The 22,239-nt window shown below is 59.4% G+C and carries 22 protein-coding genes; 9 read left to right on the top strand and 13 right to left on the bottom strand.

Annotated elements, in window-relative coordinates; translation table 11 throughout:
• Positions 1 to 414: 414 nt before the first annotated feature.
• Positions 415 to 822 carry a BspC domain-containing protein gene (locus AC57B1_RS09315; RefSeq protein ID WP_496417338.1) on the top strand — a complete coding sequence of 136 codons (408 nt, stop codon included), beginning with the start codon at positions 415 to 417 and terminating at the stop codon, positions 820 to 822.
• 93 nt (positions 823 to 915) lie between these two features.
• On the opposite strand, the gene AC57B1_RS09310 is transcribed toward AC57B1_RS09315, so the two are convergent.
• The 6 genes from AC57B1_RS09310 to AC57B1_RS09285 form a co-directional block, all read right to left on the bottom strand.
• Positions 916 to 2,172: a putative Na+/H+ antiporter gene (locus AC57B1_RS09310; RefSeq protein WP_496417337.1), complete on the bottom strand. Its 1,257-nt coding sequence runs from the start codon at positions 2,170 to 2,172 to the stop codon at positions 916 to 918.
• Positions 2,173 to 2,287: 115 nt separating this feature from the next.
• On the bottom strand, positions 2,288 to 3,610 hold the full coding sequence (locus AC57B1_RS09305; RefSeq protein WP_496417336.1) for a chloride channel protein: 1,323 nt from the start codon (positions 3,608 to 3,610) through the stop codon (positions 2,288 to 2,290).
• 126 nt (positions 3,611 to 3,736) lie between these two features.
• Positions 3,737 to 4,402, bottom strand: coding sequence for a DUF4396 domain-containing protein (locus AC57B1_RS09300; RefSeq protein ID WP_496417335.1), 666 nt, complete (start codon positions 4,400 to 4,402; stop codon positions 3,737 to 3,739).
• A 682-nt stretch (positions 4,403 to 5,084) separates the two neighbouring features.
• Positions 5,085 to 5,513, bottom strand: coding sequence for a hypothetical protein (locus tag AC57B1_RS09295; protein WP_496417334.1), 429 nt, complete (start codon positions 5,511 to 5,513; stop codon positions 5,085 to 5,087).
• Positions 5,514 to 5,846: 333 nt separating this feature from the next.
• Positions 5,847 to 6,089 carry a hypothetical protein gene (locus tag AC57B1_RS09290; protein WP_496417333.1) on the bottom strand — a complete coding sequence of 81 codons (243 nt, stop codon included), beginning with the start codon at positions 6,087 to 6,089 and terminating at the stop codon, positions 5,847 to 5,849.
• A gap of 553 nt (positions 6,090 to 6,642) precedes the next feature.
• Positions 6,643 to 6,819, bottom strand: coding sequence for a hypothetical protein (locus AC57B1_RS09285; protein ID WP_496417332.1), 177 nt, complete (start codon positions 6,817 to 6,819; stop codon positions 6,643 to 6,645).
• 14 nt (positions 6,820 to 6,833) lie between these two features.
• Between AC57B1_RS09285 and AC57B1_RS09280 the strand changes: the two genes are divergently transcribed.
• Entirely contained in the window at positions 6,834 to 7,946 is a 1,113-nt protein-coding gene (locus AC57B1_RS09280) for a mechanosensitive ion channel family protein (RefSeq protein ID WP_496417331.1), read from the top strand.
• A gap of 326 nt (positions 7,947 to 8,272) precedes the next feature.
• On the opposite strand, the gene AC57B1_RS09275 is transcribed toward AC57B1_RS09280, so the two are convergent.
• From AC57B1_RS09275 to AC57B1_RS09265, 3 genes are all read right to left on the bottom strand, one after another.
• A complete protein-coding gene (locus AC57B1_RS09275; protein ID WP_496417330.1) occupies positions 8,273 to 8,527 on the bottom strand; it encodes a hypothetical protein in 255 nt (84 codons plus the stop codon).
• An 82-nt stretch (positions 8,528 to 8,609) separates the two neighbouring features.
• Positions 8,610 to 10,478, bottom strand: a complete 1,869-nt coding sequence (locus AC57B1_RS09270; protein ID WP_496417329.1) for a chloride channel protein — start codon at positions 10,476 to 10,478, stop codon at positions 8,610 to 8,612.
• 94 nt (positions 10,479 to 10,572) lie between these two features.
• Entirely contained in the window at positions 10,573 to 10,998 is a 426-nt protein-coding gene (locus AC57B1_RS09265) for a MarR family winged helix-turn-helix transcriptional regulator (protein ID WP_496417328.1), read from the bottom strand.
• Positions 10,999 to 11,648: 650 nt separating this feature from the next.
• Here AC57B1_RS09265 and AC57B1_RS09260 point away from each other — a divergent pair.
• The gene (locus AC57B1_RS09260) at positions 11,649 to 11,978 is read left to right on the top strand and encodes a DUF1840 domain-containing protein (protein ID WP_496417327.1); all 330 of its coding nucleotides are present in this window, start codon (positions 11,649 to 11,651) and stop codon (positions 11,976 to 11,978) included.
• A 597-nt stretch (positions 11,979 to 12,575) separates the two neighbouring features.
• On the opposite strand, the gene AC57B1_RS09255 is transcribed toward AC57B1_RS09260, so the two are convergent.
• Together AC57B1_RS09255 and AC57B1_RS09250 are read right to left on the bottom strand one after the other, a co-directional pair.
• Positions 12,576 to 13,010, bottom strand: a complete 435-nt coding sequence (locus tag AC57B1_RS09255; RefSeq protein WP_496417326.1) for a universal stress protein — start codon at positions 13,008 to 13,010, stop codon at positions 12,576 to 12,578.
• Between the two features lie 60 nt (positions 13,011 to 13,070).
• A complete protein-coding gene (locus tag AC57B1_RS09250) occupies positions 13,071 to 13,256 on the bottom strand; it encodes a hypothetical protein (protein WP_496417325.1) in 186 nt (61 codons plus the stop codon).
• A 128-nt stretch (positions 13,257 to 13,384) separates the two neighbouring features.
• Between AC57B1_RS09250 and AC57B1_RS09245 the strand changes: the two genes are divergently transcribed.
• The 3 genes from AC57B1_RS09245 to AC57B1_RS09235 all read left to right on the top strand — a co-directional run bounded on the left by AC57B1_RS09245 (position 13,385) and on the right by AC57B1_RS09235 (position 15,100).
• Positions 13,385 to 13,525 (top strand): hypothetical protein, encoded by a 141-nt coding sequence (locus tag AC57B1_RS09245; RefSeq protein WP_496417324.1) that lies wholly within the window; start codon positions 13,385 to 13,387, stop codon positions 13,523 to 13,525.
• A gap of 176 nt (positions 13,526 to 13,701) precedes the next feature.
• Positions 13,702 to 14,424: a YfdX family protein gene (locus tag AC57B1_RS09240; RefSeq protein ID WP_496417323.1), complete on the top strand. Its 723-nt coding sequence runs from the start codon at positions 13,702 to 13,704 to the stop codon at positions 14,422 to 14,424.
• A gap of 148 nt (positions 14,425 to 14,572) precedes the next feature.
• Positions 14,573 to 15,100: a hypothetical protein gene (locus AC57B1_RS09235; RefSeq protein WP_496417322.1), complete on the top strand. Its 528-nt coding sequence runs from the start codon at positions 14,573 to 14,575 to the stop codon at positions 15,098 to 15,100.
• A 48-nt stretch (positions 15,101 to 15,148) separates the two neighbouring features.
• On the opposite strand, the gene AC57B1_RS09230 is transcribed toward AC57B1_RS09235, so the two are convergent.
• Together AC57B1_RS09230 and AC57B1_RS09225 are read right to left on the bottom strand one after the other, a co-directional pair.
• Positions 15,149 to 16,945, bottom strand: coding sequence for a glycoside hydrolase family 15 protein (locus AC57B1_RS09230; RefSeq protein ID WP_496417321.1), 1,797 nt, complete (start codon positions 16,943 to 16,945; stop codon positions 15,149 to 15,151).
• 60 nt (positions 16,946 to 17,005) lie between these two features.
• Positions 17,006 to 18,004, bottom strand: coding sequence for an SDR family oxidoreductase (locus AC57B1_RS09225; protein WP_496417320.1), 999 nt, complete (start codon positions 18,002 to 18,004; stop codon positions 17,006 to 17,008).
• Between the two features lie 451 nt (positions 18,005 to 18,455).
• Between AC57B1_RS09225 and petA the strand changes: the two genes are divergently transcribed.
• The 3 genes from petA (at position 18,456) to AC57B1_RS09210 (ending at position 22,239) form a co-directional block, all read left to right on the top strand.
• Complete coding sequence (petA, locus tag AC57B1_RS09220) at positions 18,456 to 19,076, top strand: ubiquinol-cytochrome c reductase iron-sulfur subunit (RefSeq protein WP_496417319.1); 621 nt, start codon at positions 18,456 to 18,458, stop codon at positions 19,074 to 19,076.
• Between the two features lie 198 nt (positions 19,077 to 19,274).
• Positions 19,275 to 21,107: a thiamine pyrophosphate-requiring protein gene (locus AC57B1_RS09215; protein WP_496417318.1), complete on the top strand. Its 1,833-nt coding sequence runs from the start codon at positions 19,275 to 19,277 to the stop codon at positions 21,105 to 21,107.
• Between the two features lie 10 nt (positions 21,108 to 21,117).
• Positions 21,118 to 22,239, top strand: coding sequence for an enolase C-terminal domain-like protein (locus AC57B1_RS09210; protein WP_496417317.1), 1,122 nt, complete (start codon positions 21,118 to 21,120; stop codon positions 22,237 to 22,239).

Here is a 22,239-nt window from a genome sequence, read left to right as displayed (position 1 = left end):
CCCTATTGGCACACCGCGAAAGAACGTTTCGCCCTGCAGGTGTACTGCTTTACCGGAGCTCGACTGGTGCAACCTACGCGTACTACGCTCCCACCGATCGGCAATGCACGCGACTACGGATGTTACACTCTGCCCCGTCACTCCGGAGTAGGATGGCGAGCCCTCGAACATACCACTCGAGCGGGAGCAGGACGCGACACCAGCGCATCCGACCATCAGGACAACTACCCACCGTCTCAGGTTCCACCACGCAAGCGCATTTTGCATCGTTAGACCCGCAAACAGAGGCGACCCGGATTGATGCAGACTACGCTCCTGCACAATCGAAGCGACAGGTGTACCGAACCAATCCGAAACGACATGTATACTCCTACCCGTTGCCAAACGGACAAATTGCCCAGGTCGGGCCCGCCAATGAAGGTTACCACCGCTCTTTTCTTATTCCTTGTGGGTTGCTGGAGCTATCACCTCGCTCATGCACAGACACCGCCCAAACCGCTGACCGACTACGCCTTCCTCCGACGCATCCACGTTCGCGAGTCGGTTGTCAATTGCATTGCGGCGTTCGATCAGTGGGTGCGAACTGCCCCGCGCTACGATTCGCTCGTCGTGTCAGCGGGGAATGCCCTGCGCGCAAAGGTACTGCCTATATCCGGCGCGCAGGGCGCCAACCAGTCTGGCGCCGTGGACGCGACAGTACATATGCAGGCGTTCGCCAAGCTGCGACAGAAATATGTATGGGTACCCGTCTCCGCTTCGTGCGGGATCTGGCACAAACATGTTATCTCCTTTCTGATCAACCCCGGAACTTCACGTCCCTGATGCACGGGCAGGCCGATTGCACTTCGTGTCACCACCGGCCGCGTAAATGATCGTGGCGGGCTGCCGCGGCCTCAGTGGTCTGTGGCGAGGCATCTACAGCAGCACGAACACCACACATGCGGTTGCGGTCGGAAGAATGGCGCTTGCCAGCAGGCCTAGTGCGCCGACTGACCCGTCGGAGAAGCCCCGACGTACGATGGCGAGCCCAGCCGGGTTCGGGGCATTGGCGATAACCGTGAGCCCTCCCCCGGTCACTGCACCCGCGACCAGGAGATACTTTGCTTCATCCGACAAACCCTCAATCAGTGAACCGAGATAGGTGATGGCTGCGTTATCCATAATTGCAGTCAAGCCGGTTGCGCCAATGTATAGCACCTGAGCGTCCATGGACCGAACGATCGGCTGAAGCCACCATTGCTGCAGTCCACCCAGCACGACCAGTCCGCTCAGAAAGAACGCAACAAGCAGACTCTCGCGCAACAACAGGGGGGACTGATACCGCTCGTATGCCTGCGTGAACCCCAGAAAAAACAGAAAGGCTGCGAAAAATATGATCGCGTGATGGGCGTTCAGAACGACGAAGACGAGAAAGCACAGATGCGTCAGCGTGACGCCAATTGGGACAGATTCTTCCTCAATCGATCTGACAGACGCGCGCTCCAGCGGAATTTGTCGCGCCATGGCGATCAGCAACACCGTTGCATTGACTACGACGGCGATTGCCGCCTTCCATCCGAAGTTCGTCGCCATGAAGGCGGTATTCCAGCCCCAGGCCGAGGCGACCATCAGAACGGGCGGCGCAGCATAGGCGGTCAGCGTGCCGCCGATCGATATGTTTACGAAAAGTACCGCGAGTGCGCTGTATTTGGATGATTCCCTGACAGGGAGCAGGAAAAGACGGTCGCGCAGTAGCAAGGCCGCGAGCGTCATGGCCGCGGGTTCAGTGATAAAGGACCCCAGAAGTGGCACGATGCTTAGCGACAGCCAGATTATCGCCAGTTCGCAGCGAAGCGGCACAAACCGCGCGACGGTCAGCAGCAGTCGGAAAACTGCCTGGAGAACCGGACGGCTCGCGGCGATGACCATAATAACGAAAACAAATGCGGGTTCGGTGAACTCGCGTGCCTCCAGATAGTCAACGACGGCACCTTTACCCGACACCACCCATATGGCGATACAGAGTACAAGCGCCCAGAATCCAAAGACCACCTCCACTTCTCCAAGGACGTGAAACAGGCCTGCATGCGCGGGATACGGTGTCGCCAGCCTCTGGATCTGCTTACCAGCGAAGGTATGGATCAGAGCAAGTGCGAAAATGCAGGCAGCGGTGACTTCAATAGCATAAGGCATCCGTCAGGGGATCCTCGGTATCAGGGGAGCGTGAATATCTGTCGCCTGCCGTCCGGTGATGAAGACGTTTGGCAGGCGACTCGGACAAGGCGCCGCAATCGACGGGCGCACTTTATCAGGCCTGCTTTGCGACGCCGCTGCTATACCGCTCCGATAACGCTTCGTACAATGGCGGTGCAAATAGCCGCGAAACCTGGCTTGCTATCAACGCAGTCGCCATCAGTGAGATCACAAGGACATGGCCGTTGATCATCTCGATCACGATGACAAACGACGTGATTGGACTTTGCGTGACGGCAGCAAGATAGCCGACCATGCCTAGCGCAATCAGCATCGGCAATTGCATCTGGGAGAACACAAGGTGGAGCGCATTGCCGATGCCTGCACCGATGGCGAGGGATGGTGCAAAAAGCCCTCCTGGCGCGCCGGGGAGATACGATCCGATCATCGAGGCCATCTTGAGTACCGGATAAAGGATCGTCAGATGAGCGCGTCCGTCAAGCATGTCCCTTGCTTCGACGTAGCCGCTTCCAAAAGTGTGGCCACCGGAGAACACGCCGATCGCGGCGATGACCAGCCCGCAGCCGGCACCGAACAGAATCGGGCGACGGGAGCGGCAGTCCAGGATGATGGATGGCATCCATCGACGGGTATTCAGAAGCAGCCAGCAGAAGATGCCGCCAGCGCTTCCGGCAACGACGCCAATGAGGACGACTGCGACAGCCAGCAGATCGGGAAAACCCGTTCCGATGTCGATCGTTCCGAAATAGGTATAGTTTCCCTGGATGCCGAGCGAAACGATACCGGCAAAGATGATTGCCGTGATAAGCACGCCACTCGTGCGCTGCTCGAAACTGCGGGTCAACTCCTCAATGGCAAAGACCACACCCGCTAGCGGTGCATTGAATGCGGCTGAGAGGCCTGCCGCCGCGCCGGCTAGCGCCAGCCTGCGCTCCAGCGCACCGCCTCGCATCGCACGAAACCGCTTCGGATAAAATGCTCGCAGATTGAACATCAATGCCGCACCAACATGAATCGTCGGCCCCTCGCGTCCGATAGTGAATCCACCGAGCATGGCGAGAAATGAGACGAGTATCTTGCCGACGAGAATTCCTGGTCTCAGAAGGCGCTCGCCAAGTCCACTGCGGTCATGCAAGGTTGCGATGACCTGCGGGATACCGCTACCTTCAGAGCCCGGGAAAAAGCGCAGCGTCAGCCAGACGCAGATTGCACTGACAGCAGGTGTGACCAGTAGTGGCAGCCATCGGTATCGGGTGGCGTACTGGAGAAACTCGCTGTAGCCAAAGTCGATGAGGCGCGCGTATGCGACCGCAACAAGTCCGACCGCCACCGCACCGAGCCAGAAGACCCCGTAGTGAAGCCACAAGCGGTGCGCCCGCTGGAGAGTTCGTCTGTCAACAAAAGAGCGCAGCCGCATGGCGTCCAGTGAAAAAATAAAACCGCAAGTTTAAATGCCGGAGAAGGATCCGGCGAACAGCATCAACGAGATCGGGACATCGCGGGCTTGCCGGGCGCGTGAGATTCGGTCTGCCCGATTCCGAATTCACATCTTTTCCTTGATGCCCTTGTGGATCAGCCACCAGTTGACGGGATACGTCGTCAGGAAGCCTACGATCATTGCGATCTGCATCATGAGCCAGTACGCCCAGTCGGTGGGCTGCAGATCTGGATAGAGAGTAGCGCGAAAAGTCATCCAGGCAAACATCCCGACTTCGTAGGCGACGAGCGAAAGCGTGTCGATCTTTATCGCAGTCACGATGCCATCCATCAGGCTCAAACCACGCATCGGTGCGACCGAGAAATACTGAAAAAAAATCCCGAAGAGGTATGCAAGCACAAAGCCGACCAGCATTTTTCCGATCAGATCAGAGCCAACGAGCGTGAATGACAGACCAAACGCCAGCCAGTCGCCCACGAAATCGCCCAGGGCACAACCCGCACCGCAATGCGACGCGCCAGAAAACGTCGCCTGCCACATGGGTTTCTCACTGTGGCCGGGGTTTCGCGCCGGTCCGGGACGGCCGAACCAGTAATAGAAGACGAGACCCAATGGCCCCCAGTAAAGCATGGTCAGCGGCCAGACAGCCTCCATGATCTTCATGTGCTGCCGCTGTCCTCGAACGAATATATCGACGAGGACCCAGGCTGCCGATACAACCGACAGCCCGATGAAAAGCCTCGCAATCGCATCCAGCGTATTGTGCGTCATATCAGGTGGTCTGCAAATTTTGTCCCTGACGCAATGGATGTTCCAGATGCCCGGTATCCCGGCGAACCAGAATTCCTGTGTCCGCCTTCGCACAAATACACCTGATACGCTTTACGGTGCGCTGCACATCTTCATTACGGATCTCGCCCAGCGTAGCTGTGCGGCCGTCAACGTGTTGGCCTGCCAAAGGAGCCTGAACAGGCGATCGCCAGCGGCCCGACGAGTGTTCCTGGAGGATACGGTATCACCCAGTGCGCCTCCCGTCGAGACAGGAGCGAAGCCCGCCCTGCGCCGTTAAGCACGGGAAGGTAACCGGGGGGACCCGATATGGGTGTCCACACCGCCTCATAACCCTGTCTGAGCGGAACGATCGAGAGAGACCCGAAAACCCGCTGGCCGTGATGATCGAAGAGCGCAACCTGCGCCCCGTCGAGCTGGTGGAACGCTCCCTCCCTCCCGTACTTGTCCAGCGGTACGGCCCTCGACGCGCACTCCGTTGCCCTTGAGCTCGCCACATTCGTCGCCGGCGGCCATCGTGCGGGACGCTGCTGCCAGAAGCATAAAAAATGTAGAAGGTATCGCGATGGTCACTGCGGGGGAATTTCGTCACACCCATGTCCAGTCGACCAGGTTGGCCTGGCAGCTATGATTGCGCACGTCAGTCGCATCGGAAAAAATCTGATCATCCGATCGAGGTTGGTCGACTCCTGCGTAATTTATCGAGAAAACTGCACAGATATGCGGCCACGTCGTCGTCAAACGGGTCGCACGGTAGCTCAGAGCGATATCCTGCGCAGACAGATTCATCGCGCTGGTCACCAGCAGACAGCGTCCAGTCGGGCGCTATCCAGGCAGCCGACGCTCCCGCATAGATGCAATGAAATCCGTCGGCTGCGCGGTAGTCGGCATTCCAGGTTTGCTCCTGTCGGGACTCCAGAATCACAGGGCTTTTGCGCTGGAACTGAACCCCATCGAGAACACTTTCAGTATGACGAAGCAACTGTTGAACGGCCACAAGCGATTCCATAAATGCCCTCCAGATGCGCATGTCCCGTCCTGTGCGAATTGTATCGCCTGTCTGATTCTTTTCCGGCCCGAACAGGATTCGCATCGAGCCTTCCTTGCTGGCTCGCATATTCGTCTTCACACGATGCGGAAAGGACCCTCATTCAGGTACAGCCGACGACTCTTCGGTCAGGGAAGCCGGAGCCAGATCTGAATTGCTGCGCGATCAGCCTCTCAAACGAATCCGGCAGGTGCATCGCGCGTCCTTCGCACACGCCAGCGCCGTTGTGAGCCCCGGCACCCACCGCCCGAGCCGCAGTGATCGTCGCACGCCCATGCCCTGAGACTCGGATGCGCCTCGCTGATTGGCACACGAGGTCGAGTGCCCGTGGGGTCTGGCAGGTTTGCCAACATTCCGTATCGCTTTACGAGCACTGACCTAGCATTTGCTTAAGCGGCGGCGCAACGAAGCACGCGCATGTTCGAGCGCCCGGTCGAGCGCGACTCGCTCAGTCACTCCGGATTGGCCCGACGTCGTGAATGGTTCGACGCAGGCATACACGGTCACGCCCGACACTGCATGCCTTGCCATGGTGTCGACCCATACGCAGCCCGCGGTGCACTCTTCCTTTGTTGTTTCACTGATAATTTCAAAATCAGCATAGACGGCTGAATCTTTCATGTAGCCCCCACCCCGAAACCACGGACCGGCATCAAACTCTCAAATCTCCCGGCAGTGATATCACAAATCCCCTGGTCGATCACACCAGTTAAACCTTCACACCCTGTCCCAATCCATCGCCGCAAAAATCGCCGACGGCGCAGGCGCGCCGCGCGCACCAGTCTGCCAGACACGTTGCCAACCAGTCACGCGGCGCGTCGGAGGCGCATCACACACGTTATTATATGTCACTATGTGATGCAATTCCATGATTGGCCGGATTTTTGTCCTTCAGTTGCTCGCCAGAACCGCCTGCGGCCCAGCAGCTTTGATTGCTGCGAACGCGTTTCAGTTCTACGCGAAGCCTGCGCCGCCGAGCGACAAAGCACTGGATCACGTCGCCTGAGAATGCGAAATACGGGCCGAAGGCACACCGTTACCCCTGTTCCAGGTTGCATAGGCTATCTCGCTCATGGCGGGATTCCTGATAGTCCGCCTCACCGAAATTCAGGGCGGTGACGGTCCTCCGGAACCCTCGCCGCGCGCAACAACGTTCGCGCGATTTTGGACCACCTCATCCACGGCGGTCCGATCGGGAGCCCAGCGGCGCTTGCGCCAAGAGCAGAAACGCACCTGTGGACTGCTCCAGGCTGACGATCGATACGTCAGGCACAAAAACCCGGAACTTTTCGAGACGTAATCCGCCAGACAGGCAGTTGTAACGATTTGCGGCGTTGATCAGTTTCAACAATGGGAGAGTTTCCAATGAAACAGTGGCTGGACCTGAATGCGTTTCTGGGGGTACCAGCAACGGCCTGGCTTTATGCAGTGATTGCGGCCATCGCATGCTACTTCCTCCTGTCGATCCTGCTGCGCTTCATCACAGTCCGCCTCGAAGCGCTGGCTGAAAAGACCTCGACTACACTCGACGACATGATCGTGGAGGTGCTCAAGAGCACGCGGAAGGCGACAATCCTGATTTCGGCGTTGCTTTTCGGCGCCGGATTTCTCGGGTTGAACGACAGGTGGGACACGCGCGTCAGTCACGTCTGGTTTCTGGTACTGGGAATCCAGATTGCAATCTGGATCAACCGGGGCGTGACAGTCTGGACAGCCGGACGGCTTACGGCCGAGGGCGCCTCCACCCACAACCCCGTCATTACGACGATGTTGTCCTGGATGCTCAGGGGCCTGTTATGGTCTGTCCTGCTGCTGGCCGTACTTGCCAACATGGGCGTCAATATCACTGCCTTCGTCGCCAGCCTCGGCGTGGGTGGCGTCGCCGTGGCACTCGCAGTCCAGAGCATACTGAGCGACTTGTTTGCCTCGCTTGCGATCGGGCTGGACAAGCCGTTTGAGATTGGCGACTTCATCGTGTTCGGCGATATTGCAGGCAGCATTGAACATATCGGGCTCAAGACCACACGCATACGCAGCCTGAGCGGCGAGGAAATCGTCTGCTCCAATACCGAATTACTCAAGAACACGATCCACAACTACAAGCGTATGACGGAGCGGCGCATTGTCTTCGGGTTTGGCGTGACCTATGACGCGACTCCAGATCAGTTGCGTGCGATCCCCGACAAGGTCAGGCAGGCAGTAGAGGATGCGGGTGATACACGCTTTGATCGTGCTCACTTCAAGCAGTTTGGGGAAAGCTCGCTGGACTTCGAGGTCGTCTATTACGTCACCGATCCGGCGTTCAATCTCTACATGGACATCCAGCAGAAAATCAATCTCACCCTGATGAGCGAGTTTTCCGATGCGGGCGTCGAATTTGCGTTCCCAACCCACACGCTTCACGTTGCCAGTGCTCCGGAGGCGTCACTTCGCGCAGTCGGGCAATCTCAGCAACGGCGCCCGGCGTTCCAGAACTGATGCCTACGCCCCGCGTGTTGCCGCAAGGGGACGGGAGCTTGCTCGCGCAGCCTTGCCCGTCACGCCACGTCGGAGTGCGTTCCGGCTGGCTGTCAAAAAAAGCCCGGCATTGCTGCCGGACCGTAGAAAGGTTGCCCCACACGTGTGGGACGGCCCTGACGTGAATCACGACCCCGCTTTCGTCCGCAGAATCGGCATCGGATGGTTGAGACTAGCGATGCTTTATTAAATACAGCTTAAACGCAACGAAACCGGGTTCCAACATTCCAGTGACTTTCACTTGCTGTCGTGTCTCCCCTGACTTCAATGCCCTCACTCGCCGGCGGTCATAACCCGATGAAATACGTTTCCACCTCCCTTTCTTCCGACCATAACTGAACGTCAAGCATCTCTTCAAATTCCACCGCCACACCGTGATACATGCAGCAGAACCCCTGCGCCGTCCGGTAGACGATCACCCACTCGGAATCCGCAGTTGTCCGGGTCTCTGACCCGGCGGCCAATGCCCGGCGGAACATGTCGAGATGCAGTGCCTTGCCGAGACGTTTGCACATTGCCTCCGTATCATGTACGAGTTTCATCGGTCTTCCTCCTTCGACAGCAGCACAACGCGGGCTGCGGTCACGAAAGCAAAACGGTCGCGAATATCGGGTCTTCCTCGGCTCACCCCGGGAAAATCCTGATGCTCCTCGCCACGGCATCCGCTATGTGCTCTTTCGCTATGACGCCAAGCACCCGCGCTGGAGCATTCGTGTCGCGTCGCGCTAGCACGACCGCCATCACTGCGTGTTGTTTCCAGAGCCTGGAGATAACGCTGAAGGCGACATCCTTCTCCTGCACCACAATAAAGTTGCGCTGGGCAAGCGTTCCCAACTCGATATCCGAGTCGCTCTGACTGACCGCGCGCCGCAGCCCTGTATTGATACGCAACACGCCGTAGATCTCCTGCTCCCGCGTCACGACGACATGCCGGAATGCGGGCCCCTCTAGATGGGACATCAGTTCACGAAACGGTACTCTCCCATCGAGTACCAGTACATCGGTCTCCATGACCTGAGCGGCGTTCTGGACCAGAAACATGTTGGCGTGCAAGGCATTAGGTATCGGATGCCCACGCCGCACCAGCTTGAGCGTATAGATACTTTCCGGGGAAAGCAGCCGGCGCGCGCCCAGGCTGAATGCGACCGCAATAATCATCGGCAGCACGATGTCGTAGCCTCGCGTCATCTCGAAGATCATGGCCACAGCCGTCATTGCCGCCCCCGTTCCGCCGCCCACCATGGCACCCATGCCCACCATGGCGAATGCCGGCACGCTGACGGGAGCGCCCGGCACGGCCATTGTAATGAAGGACGCGAATGCGGCGCCGAGCGCGGCGCCGATGAAAAGCGACGGCGAAAACACGCCTCCCGAGGAGCCAGATCCAAGACTGACAGACGTCGCCAATGTCTTGCACAGGGCGAGTAACAGGAGAAACCCACCTCCCTGAAGCTGGCCGTAAAGGGTTGCCTGAATGGTTGCATATCCAACACCCTCAACGTAGTAGTGACCCGCGTAGCGCCACAGGAGGTACATCGTCAGTCCGACAATCAGCATGCCTAGCGCGTGGCGTCGGTAACGTCCAGGTACCTGGTCGAATGAGTCTTCTGCCCAATGCAGCGAACGGATCAGCAGTGCGGCCGCCGCTCCGGTGATTGCACCCAGCAGCGCGTAAAGCACGAGCGTCAGGACGCCACCCGGTTCGTTCGAGATTGCGCCCAACTGTGCGGGCACAAAGAACGCAGGCGCCGCGCCGAAAAACAGGCGACCGAGAAAAGTCGCCGTGCCTGTGGCTAGCGCCACAGGCAGAAACGTGTTGACACTGATCTCCGGCATCATGAGTTCGGTGGCGAACAGCACGCCACCGATTGGTGTATTGAAGGTCGCGGCGATACCTGCACCCGCCCCCGCAGCAACAAGCGTAATGCGCTGTCCTGCGGTCATCCGGACCAGTTGCCCGAGTGTCGAACCGAGCGCCGAGCCGATCTGGATGATCGGGCCTTCACGCCCAACCGCCGCGCCCGATCCGATCGCGAGAGCCGACGCAATCGATTTCACTACTGCGACCACGGGTCTGATCACACCACGCTTGTAGTAAATCGCGTCCATTACTTCTGGCACACCATGCCCTTTTGCTTCTGGTGCAAATGTGCTCACTATCCACGTGACGGCGAGGCCACCCACGACAGGTACGAGAATGACGAACACGCCCCAGGGTGATGCCGCGGTGAAATGACTCGCGTCGTACGCAAAAGAGAATCGTCCGAGAAAGAAGGCGTTGTGGACGAGTCCTATCAGCGCGCGAAATACAACGGCGCCCAGACCAGTTACGATACCCACGATAAAAGCAAGCACGCACAGCCAGCGTAGACCAAGCGGAGCACCCGAATCGTCTTCCGGCTGGGCCGACTGCTCAGGCTGCACCGCCGACACCCTGACGTGACGTGGATTGATAGTCGCTGTACTTTCAGCCTGATCCTGTCCACGGCTCATGTCCGGACCCCGACGAAGCGAGAATTGATCTATTCACAGCGTAGGGCACGAAACTCGTTGCTACCAGAGAAATGATGGCCACATGAATGCGGCGTCAAGGCGTGTCGGCGTCAGACTTGAAAGCCCATCCGAAGGACTGGATTTCGGTCTTGTGCAGCAGCGCGAGCCTTCCCAGACACTGCCGGCCCTTTTTCAGCAGGTGCACCTCTACCTGCCGCCGGTCTTCTGCGCTTGGCCTGCGCGTAACCAGGCCGGCCGCCTCGCAACGGGAAACGAGCGCAACTGTTCCATGCGGAGAGGCCTGCAGACGCTCGGCCAGTTCCCCCACGGTCGCCCAGTCCCGGCCCGCGAAGCCGCCGATATGCAGCAGCAACATATACTGCAGCGGCGTGATGCCCTCTGCGTGCACTATTTCTTCCGAGAAATGCAGGAAACGCCGCAACTGATAGCGGAAGTCTGATAACTCCTGCAGTTCCCCCTTGGTCAGATCGTCAGGGCCGGGGCGTTTTCCTGAAACCATGATCCTGTTCTCCCGTGTGTTGCCAGAATTGAAATATGTCACCCCGTGACCTGGATATATGTCGGTCGCTGGCCGTTTTCGTTCATCCGGATGATACTGAACAGGCGGCCACTTGCGCCACAGCCGCCTGCTGGACGAGCTCCTTGCGATGGATGGCAGTAGCCCGCGTGGCGCGATGCCAGTGGGCACTACAACGTCGTGACACATCCGGGCTTTGCCAGAGCGCCCGCCCGGCCGACACTCACCGCCGGCACCCGGGTTACCGGAAGCGACCCGTCCGTGATAGCCCGGACGGCCACCTTGCGCGAAAACCGGCACAACGGAGACGATCACCAGCCGCTCCTGCTGGAAACGCAGTTCCGCCCCTGCGCGCCCGCAGGACCGGATTGCTATTGGCATTAGTCACGATGTGACATAAACTGGAAATGAGGCCTCCTCTGGCTGGAACTCAGGCGAAGTCATCGAGGCCGGCACTCACGACCGGCAGCATGCAGAGCGTCCATGGGGCGGCGTTCACTGCCTGGCCAACCCTGGCCAACGGATCCCAGCCACGCTGGAGGTCTCCTGCGCGAGCGCGCCAGATGGGAATGGCGAGTCCGCCGGCTGGCAGGCTGCTACTTGGCTATTCGCACGTACAGGGAGATCTCATCATGCTAATTACTTTTCGTTCACCGTCGTCGCCCGACGTAATCATGCTCAAGAATCTCGCCCAGTATCTGCTGGGACTTATCGGCAAGCATCTGGGGACTATTGGGGTCATTCAGCACGATGAACTGTCCCAGGCAATTGATCGGCTGGAAACCGCGATCTCTGAAGAAGCACAGGCGGATGTCGCACTTGAATCGCTCTATCACGTGCCGGACGCGCATGGCCATACGGCAGGCGAAGATCATCGTGGCCTTGCTCAGCGGGCGTGGCCGCTGCTCGATATGATGCGTGAAGCGAGCCGACAGAATGCAGATATTATCTGGGGTCTCTAGCGGTCGCAGCCGTTGCCAGACGGGTTCAGAGCAATCTGACGGTTTATGTAGCGCGATGCGCGGGGCATTGATGCGGTCGTCTTCTGCCCTTCAGATCTGACTTCAAAACGGGCCTCACCAAACATATGTTCCGGATTTCTCTTCCTCGCGCAGCAGTTGCCCCGGCTGCGCTCGCGCTACTCTGCCTCTCTACAGACCTGTCACATGCCTCGTCCCAGAAGGACGTGACTTCAGCCGCGCCAGGCCCGAAGACCGCTCCCCTATGGATCAAGCGGGCGCCCCTTCCGGATGACAGTTTGCCCGGATGTCCCCGCTATTCGACAGGCATTGCAGCCCGAATAGTGGACGCTTATGGACTGGGCGCGCTAGGCGTAATGGCGGAAGGACCCTTTGTCATGCCGCGGTGGCATATTCGCGCTTTCCACGCCGACTCGAACCCCGACCGATGGCACCCCGTGAAGCAGGAGGAACTTTACCCTGCCAGTGGCCAGCATGTCCTGTTCGTCTGGCCCGAGATCTGATTACAAACCCGCATTCGGGTGAACTTCCGACTGTGCGGGGCAACCCGATGTCCCCAGGAAAGTGCCACGGCACCACCTAGTAAATCACTTCAAAAAGCACGCCGCACGATACACGGTCCAGCAGCGCCAGATGACTTCCGCCCGCCAGCCAGCGCGTCACAAATCCTCCATGTCGGTGGCCAATCACGATCAGATCCGCGTGAAGGGCATTGGCAAGATCTGAAATCTGTTCGGCTGCGTCGCCCACCGCAGAATGCGCGGTTGCGCTCACCCCCCATGACTGCAGCTTTGCGATACCTTCCTGCAGTATTTCCCTCGCGGCATTCTCATCAATGTCGAATTTCATGGACGAAAACGCGTCGTAGCCTGCTGGCCACCACGCCAGATCGAGAACGGCCAGAAGGTGCGTCTCGGCATCGAGTTGCCTGGCCAGTGCAGCGCCGCAAAGTAATGCCCGCTGCCCTTCAGGCGTCGCGTCATAACAAAGAAGAATCCGGTCGAACGGCGCCATTGTCGCCTCCCTCGCGGGCGGGTCTGATGTTCAAGCGTGTTGCATCTTCCACCGCTACGGTCAGGTGAACATCGGAACTGCTTCGATCAGTACGACGCCCAGCAGCGCCCCTATCAAGGCGCCGATCAGCTTCGGATGCCACCGGTCGAGATGGAGCGTCACCAGCAGACTGCCGAAAAGGATCACGCCGAGAAACGCAAACGCGATCACGAGATAGACGAGTTCGAAATCATTGTTGATCACCATGGCTTTCTCCAGATTGCGGCATTGCGCCCGAAGGCACCCTGACAGTCTCGTCAGGAGATTGTCATCTGATGTGTCGTGCCTCATTCTCATATGTCACTCCATGATACATTCCAGCAGGATGGACGACCATGAGGGAAACCACCCGTCATTGTGAGACGACGGCGCCCCCCGATCCTCAGTGCCGATGTGGAATCGTCAAACCGGATGCCAGCTTCCGCCATAAGAAAATCATCGTTCTGCAGGAAGCGATTGGCATTTTTTTCGGCTGACGCTTTTGCTTGACATTTAAGCAATACTTAAGAGTTCGTCTCTACGTTTGAATTGTTGGCCACGGCCGTCGGAATGACAAACGGCCGACGGTTGATGTCGACCGAAGGGCTCACCCTGGCGTTCAGCGTTTGCCTGCGCAAATGCTGTCGCCGTCACTCTTCAAGGAGAGGCAAAAATGTTCAATCCAGGCATGAAACGCACGGCAATACTCGTCGCCGCATTTGCAACGTGCGCCATCAGCTTCACAAGCGCGAACGCCGCGCAAGCCTCCGCAACGTCCGTGTCTGACATGGGACGGCTATCGGCCAGAGGTAGCCAGGCATTTGACGAGATCAGGCAGGCGCGTCTTGCGATCTTCAGTGGCCGTCCGGCTCAGGCGATAAAGCTGGTCAAGGAGGCACAGGGGTCGATGAAGGCTGCACAGGCGGATAACACCGCGTTTCTGAAAGCCGAGTCAGATCTCAGGACACCCCCGTCGATGACATACCAGTCAAGTGTCACGAAAAGCACCACTCCAGTCTCCTGGCTGCCAGTAGGCGCGGATGTGACGGTCACTGACGACTTCGCCGCCAAGCCATCCCAGGCCAAGGCCGTCGCGTCCGCAAATGAGCAGTTGAAGAGCGGCAAGCCGGGCGCCGCCATGAAGGTGCTCAAACTCGCCGATGTCAACGTGTCTTATACGATGGCGGTCGTGCCGCTCAGGCAGACCATCGCCGATGTCGACAAGGCGGCGGGTCTGCTGTCGATGGACAAGTATTACGAAGCCAATCAGACGTTGAAACAGGTCCAGGATAGCGTCCGCTATGACTGGGTGGATCTGAAAGCGCTTCCGCAACCGGCCCACGTGGTGGCGAAAGATGATGCCGCCGGCGCGGCTTCTGGAACAATGGCCAGATAAGGGTTGCGTGAAGACAGGCGAGCCCATGATGAAGAAGCTGAAGAAGCCGTCCCGGGCAGGAATGCGTCCGATCGCAAGGTTTTGAACACGCGCCTTTACGGCTACACTGTGTTCCTGGGCGCTTTTTATCTCATTCGCGCTTCGCGGGATGATCGCGAAGAACCGCTTGCTTCAGGGCTCCGGATTGATAGATCTACATCGACGCCTTATCGGCATGGCAGCGTTTCCTGTGCTCATGCAATTGCCTTGCGCCGCATTTTCGTACGCTGCGCAGCCGGCATTGACGGACGCACGCGTTACTCAGGAGACGGTTACATCGACCATCTGTCACCGCGGCCACATCTCACACGTGCTACCTTCCATCGACGAACAGATCCGTTTCAAGGACATACTCCTGGAGCAGCGCGGCATAGACCCGTCGACCGCGGCCGATTACGCGCTCGATTTCCGGCTACCGGTCCTGCTGGGTGGTTCGCCAGACGCGCTGGCGAATCGCGACATCCTTCCATGGGAAGGCGACGTCGGCGAACGTCGCAAGCGCCGGCTCAGCGTCTTCCTTAGGCACTGTGTATGCTCGGGCGAGCTTTCGCTGATGCGAGCCCAGACGGCCATTTCTGGCGACTGGTCGCATCAGTATTCCAACCTCTGGGCATTGACGTGCAAGGACATCAGATAGATTGCGGCTGCCTTGGCGTCGCCACGCTGCAAGCCAGTCAGATGAACGTCAGATTCTGGAGCCGCAGGACCGGCCGCCGCGCTGTAACGTAGGACCACTGAGAGCGAGTGCAGCGTTCACAATAGCGAGGTGGGTCAAAGCCTGCGGGAAATTTCCGGCCAGATGACCACCTGGCACGTTGTACTCTTCTGCGAGCAGGCCCACATCGTTGGCGACCACGAGCAGGCGCTCGAACTGCTCCCGCGCGTCCTTGTGGCGGCCCTGCAGCTGCATGCATTCCGACATCCAGCCCGAGCAAGCCAGGAACGCGCCCTCTTTTGGTCCGTCTGCGCTCGGCTTCTTGCGTCGAATCAGGCCGCCTTCGGATAGTTCGCGTTCGATCGTTGCAATCGTCGAGGCCATCCGGGGGTCATCGACAGGAAGAAAGCCGACGAGTGGCAGCAGAAGAAGACTGGCGTCCAGCGTCTGTGAACCGTAGTGTTGCGTGAACGTACCCAGACCCTCGTTCCAGCCTTCACGGTAGATTTCGTCGTGCACCGTCTGCCGCAGCGCTGCGATCCGGTTTAGCATCTCACGACTAACGAGATTGCTCGTTGAGTGGCGACTCACGAAGCGGTCGAATGCAACCCACACCATGACTTTTGAATAAGTATAGTGGCGCGGTTCCGCTCGTGACTCCCACACTCCCGATCCGACCGTCTGCCAGACTGCCTCGAGATGCTCGACAAGTCTCTCTTCAATAGCGAATTCCTGGTCCGATGATGCGACCCCGCCCCGTCTGGCGAGGTCGAGGCAGTCAAGCACTTCTCCATAGACATCGAGCTGGTGCTGCGTCGATGCCGCGTTGCCAATTCGCACAGGTTTCGCGAAACGGTAACCGGGCAGCGTGTCCACGGTCCACTCGGGTAGGTGCCGTGCGCCGTCAACGCGATACATGATGCGCATGTTATCGGGCGACCCTGCAATGGCGCGAAGTAACCAGTTTCGCCAGCCTTCTGCCTCCTCGTGGTAGCCAGCATTCAGGAGCGCTGTGAGGGTAAAACTCGCATCGCGCAACCAGCAGTAGCGATAGTCCCAGTTCATTTCGCCGCCGGGCGCCTCGGGAAGCGACGTGGTGGGCGCCGCGACCAGACCACCGCTGCGCCGGTGAATCAATGCCTTGAGTGTTATCAGGGAGCGCCGGACCTGAAACGGCCAGTCGGTTTTCGAATTATCAAAGCGGCCAATCCAGTCGCGCCAGAAATCCTGCGTCGAGGCGAGCGCCGCCTCGGCATCTATAGGCTCCGGTGGTCCTTCGTCCGAACGGGCGTAACTCAGGACAAAGGCAATTCGTTGTCCTTCCGAGACGTCGAAATCTGCCCCGGCGGCGTCGGAAGTCACGTTCAGCCTTAGCGGCGCGCGCAATACAATGAGATTCGGGCCGACCTTCGCGATCATGTCATCGCCGTCGGCAACACTCCATGGGGGCAAGGCGCCGTAGTCGAAACGAAGGCGTAAGGTGCTGCGCATTTTCACGGTTCCCCGCAATCCGGTCGCGATACGCACAAGCGATGAAAAAGTCTTGCGAACCGGCATGAAATCGATGATTCTTACCTCGCCGTCCGCCGTCTGGAAGTCTGTTTCCATGATCAGCGTGTCTTCCTGATAGCGGCGGCTTTGACCGGTTACGTCGCCCGCGGGTGCAAGCGACCAATGACCGTGGTCGTTTGCCCCGAGCAGCGCCGCAAAACATGCGTCGTCGTCAAAACGCGGCCAGCATAACCAGTCGATCGAACCGTCCTTCCCCACCAGCGCGGCGGTTTCGCCATCGCCCAGAAGGGCGTAATCTTCGATCAGCTTGCTCACGCTCCGCTCCCCTGTGGCCCGCCGCAACGGCGCGGGATTTTCTCCTGCACGCCGCGATTTTTATTTCTCGCGTTTCCTGCCAAGCAGCACACCAATCCCGCCCAGTATCGCGACGCCCGTCAACGCCCAGAAAGCGTCGCGATGCCTGTTTGTAAACATTTCCCAGCTGCGTGTCCTCGACCGGCTGTCAAAACGGCCGTGAGCACCATAGTCGCCTGGCACGGGTTCAAAGAGGTTGGCAGGCGCATCGGGGGAGAGTGGCTCATCAGTAAGCTGACCTTTATAGCCGGCGCTTGCGAGATATCTGTCGATCAGCCCTGGAGCGATGCGATTCGCGAGAATCGCCCTGACGGTGGGAAACCCCACCCAGACTTCACGGCGCCTGTGTGTTGCCGCAAAGAAAATAGCTCGCGCGGCCACTTCCGGTTCGTAAATTGGCGCTACTGGCTGTGCCCTTTTGCCCATCTTGTTTAACGCCCAATCGAATTGCGGGGTATTGACGGCGGGCAGGTCAACCATCGTCAGGTGGACGTCCAGTCCGTCATGAATGATTTCGGATCGAAGTGCATCCGTAAAGCCCCGCACGGCGAACTTGGCTCCGCAATAGATCGACTGGAGCGGCACCGATCGATATCCCAGTGCCGAGCCGACGTTGACGATTGTCCCGCGGTTTCTCGTGCGCATGCGCGAAAGTGCCGCCATCGTACCGTGCACCTGACCCAGATAAGTGACCCTGGTACCCCGCTCAAACTCCTGAGCGGTGAGCTTCGAGACCGGGGCGAACACCGTGGCCATTGCAACGTTGACCCAGACATCGATTGGTCCCAGCTCCCGCTCGGCCAGCGAGGCGGCTGACTCGACAGCTTCGGCATCGGCCACGTCCGTCGGGATGCCGAGGACCCGTACGCCATACGACGCTTTCAGGTCAGCGGCGGCACGATCGATCCGGCCTTTATCACGCGAAAGCAACGCGACGTCATACCCGTGCCGGGCGAACTCCGCGACGGTTGCGCGCCCGACACCCGCACCGGCTCCTGTCACCACGACGATCCTGGACATAAGATATTCCTGTTAAACGCGCGAATAAGTGGGCCGGGTAAGAACGTGCGAGCGGCGCGCATGCAAACGGTCCTCTACCAGTAACCCGTCACGGAGCAGTTTTTGTTCCCATGCGTTCAAAGTCTCGCGCTGTGCCGTCCGATGCGTAACATCTGACATCCATTTCGCCCAAGCGGGCCGTTTACGCCGCGAAGCCTCCCGCGAACTATTCCGGAAGCGCCCGTACCTTGAAACCAATCTCGCACATGTGCACATCTGGTCGCAATGCGTCTCACTCCCGGCACGCTTTCATTCATGGCGAATCACGAGTGGTTTTCTGCCGGCCCTGATGCAGGGCGTTGTTCGTTCGGTCAGGCACCGGAAGTAGGTGAAAACGATTGGGCCCACGAACTCGCACTTCAATTCCGGATCAAACCGTCCTTAAGCCCGGGATCGGTTTCGGGAGCAGGAGATGGAATCTGTTCGGTTTCCGCACGAAGATATCAGCCGCCGCCAGTGGCTGGTCGCCACGACAATCGCAGGCGGGACGGCGGCCGTTGCAACCCTGCTGCCTTTCGTGGCCTCAATGGGGCCACCGGAGAAAAGCAGGGCTGCAGGTGCGCCCGTCAGGGTTGATATCAGCCCGATGCTGCCAGGAGCCATGATCACAGTTGCGTGGCGCGGAGTGCCCGTTTTTCTTGTCAATCGCACACCAGCAATGCTCAGAGCAGTCGTTCTCGCGAACTCCATGGTCGCTGATCCGTCGACAGAGCGGCCGTTCTCGATGCCGATGCCTGACTACTACAAAAACGAATATCGCTCGCGCGCCGACCATCAGAACCTGCTTGTCGTCGTGGGCGTTTCTACACATCTCGGGTGCACGCCCCGCCCTCGCTTCGAGGCAGGTCCACAGGCGAACCTGCCCGATAGCTGGCCGGGCGGATTTTTATGCCCGTGTCACGGCTCGACGTACGACATGGCCGGCCGCGGCTTTAAAGAAAAGCCCGCACCGCAGAATCTCGACGTGCCGCGTTTCGCGTTCGCGTCGTTGACAACGGTCATAGTGGGAGAAGATAAGCGAGGAGAAGCGTAGCGAGGCTGGGAATTCCGGTGACGCCGAACCAATGCGCTTCAGTCCTTAAATGACTCTTCATTGCGAACTCACGGGCGCTGTTTGCGCTTACCACATTCAGCGGAAATCGCGGAGATTACGGTTTGCAATAACGCGGAACGATACTTGCGACCCTCACGTACAGCTCGCTTATGCCAGCGTGACGATTGGGAGACTGAGATGGCGCAAACCGTAGGTGACTTTATTGTCGGGCGGCTTCAGGCATGGGGTGTCCGGCGCATTTATGGATATCCCGGCGACGGGATCAACGGTGTCTTCGGCGCACTCAACCGTGCCCAGTCCGAAGCCAGAAACTCAAAATCCGGCAACCCGACCCAGCCCATCGAGTTCGTGCAGGTCCGGCATGAAGAAATGGCCGCCTTCATGGCGTCGGCTCACGCGAAATTTACCGGCGAGCTCGGGGTTTGCATCGCGACGTCGGGGCCCGGCGCATCGCATCTGATCACCGGTCTCTACGACGCGAGAATGGATCACATGCCCGTGCTCGCCATCACCGGGCAGCAGGCCCGCGCCGCGCTCGGTGGCCATTACCAGCAGGAACTCGATCTAGCTTCGATGTTCAAGGACGTCGCCGGCGCTTTCATCGAACAGGCCTCGGTCCCTGCGCAGGTGCGCCATCTCGTCGACCGTGCTATCCGCACGGCGGTGGCCGAGCGTAAGGTCACGGCGATCATCCTCCCGAACGATTTGCAGGATCTGCCCTATGAAGCGCCGGGCCGCAAGCACGGTACGCTCCATTCGGGCGTCGGTTATCGCGCGCCGCGTCTCGTGCCCTATCCCGACGATCTGCAGCAGGCCGCCGAGGTACTCAACGCTGGCAAGAAAGTGGCGATCCTCGTGGGCGCCGGTGCACTGCACGCAACGGACGAAGTCATCGCCGTCGCCGAAAAGCTCGGTGCGGGCGTCGCCAAGGCGCTGCTCGGCAAGGCGGTCCTGCCGGACGATTTGCCATGGGTGACCGGCTCCATCGGTCTGCTAGGCACCAAGCCGAGCTATGACCTCATGATGGAATGCGACACGCTGCTCATGATCGGCTCGGGCTTCCCTTACTCGGAATTTCTGCCGAAGGAAGGTGCCGCTCGGGGCGTACAGATCGACCTGAAGGCCGACATGCTGAGTCTGCGCTATCCGATGGAAGTCAATCTCGTTGGCGATAGTGTCGAAACCTTGCGTGCATTGCTGCCGCTTCTCGAAGAGAAAAAGGATCGTGCATGGCGAAAGAAGATCGAAAGCTGGACGGAGGACTGGTGGAAGACGCTCGACAAGCGCGCGCATGAGGCTGGCAAGGACGCGGTCAATCCGCAGCGCACCGTGTGGGAATTGTCGAAGCGCATTCCGGCCAACTCGATCGTGACGAGCGATTCCGGCTCCTGCGCAAACTGGTACGCGCGCGATCTGAAGGTCCAGCGCGGCATGATGTGTTCGCTCTCGGGCGGCCTCGCGTCGATGGGCGCCGCGGTGCCCTATGCGATCGCAGCCAAGTTCGCGTTTCCCGAGCGTCCCGTCATCGCGCTGGTCGGCGACGGTGCCATGCAGATGAACAACATGGCTGAACTGATCACCGTTTCAAAGTACTGGAAAGACTGGGCCGATCCGCGCTGGATCTGCATGGTGCTGAACAACGCGGACCTCAACCAGGTGACTTGGGAGCAGCGCGCCATGGAAGGCGATCCCAAGTTCGAAGCGTCGCAGGATATCCCGTCCGTGCCGTATCACAAGTTCGCGGAACTGATTGGCCTCAAAGGTATTTACGTCGACACCGATGAACAGATGGGCGCCGCATGGGACGAAGCACTGGCCGCGGATCGTCCGGTCGTCATCGAAGTCAAAGCCGATCCGAATATCGCACCGCTGCCCCCGCACATCACGCTCGCGCAGGCCAAGGCGTTTGCTTCGACCTTGATAAAGGGCGATCCGAACGAAGGCAACGTGATCGTCGAAACGGCCAAACAGGTGCTCGGCGCAGTCCTCCCCGGTCATCACGACAAGTAAGCGTGCCGACATGACCGATCGCACCGTAACCCGCGACGCCGCGCAAGCGCCCGTGAACCGACTACGCGCGAGGGCCTACCGCATCCCGACCGACGCGCCCGAAGCGGACGGCACCTTCGCGTGGAAGGCGACCACACTGGTCGTCGTCGAAATGGACGCCGCCGGGCAAACCGGCATCGGCTACACGTATAGCGATAAAAGCGTTGTCACGTTGATTCACGACACGCTTGGCGAATGCGTCCTGCACAGCGACGTATGGGATATTCGCGCTGTCTGGCAGCGCATGCAGCGTCAGGTACGCAATCTCGGGCGTTCGGGTCTGGCGGCCACAGCGATCTCAGCAATGGATTGCGCGCTGTGGGACCTGAAAGCGAAACTGCTCGGCGTGCCGCTCGTGCGCCTGCTCGGCGCGGCGCGCGAATCCGTGCCGCTCTATGGCAGCGGCGGCTTCACCACATACAGTGACAAACAGATGCGCGAGCAGCTAGCTGGCTGGGTGGAGCGTGATGGCTGCCGTTGGGTCAAGATCAAGATCGGGAGTGAGCCGGAGAACGATCCTGCACGCGTGGAAGCGGCGCGTGCGGCGATTGGCGACGCAGGCCTCTTTGTCGACGCCAACGGTGCATTCACTCCGCAGCCCGCGCTGCATTGGGCGCAGCATTTCGCGGAGCGCGGCGTTGAATGGTTCGAAGAACCGGTCTCTTCGGACGACACCGCCGGCTTGCGTTTCGTGCGCGAGCACGCGCCAGCCGGCATGGAGATCGCCGCTGGCGAATACGGCTACACGCTCGACGACTTCCGGCAGTTACTGGCCGCGCAATCGGTCGATGTTCTTCAGGCCGACGTGAGCCGCTGTGGCGGCATCACCGGCTTCATGCAGGCCGCCGATCTCTGCGATGCCTTTCACGTGCCGCTGTCGGCTCACTGCGCGCCCGCCTTGCATGTACACGTTGCATGCGCCGTGCCGCGCCTGCGTCATCAGGAATGGTTTCACGATCACGTGCGGATCGAGTCGATGCTGTTCGACGGCGCGCCGCGGGCCATGGACGGGGCTATAGCGCCCGACCTGAGGCGCCCCGGTTGCGGACTCGAATTCAAATCTCGCGACGCTGCGGCGTATCAAATCGGATAA

It is taken from the genome of Paraburkholderia sp. BGA-UO-ETr-F21 (genome assembly GCF_059567925.1).
The sequence above is the reverse complement of the archived record's forward strand: the minus strand, read 5'-3'. Positions and strand labels throughout refer to the sequence as shown.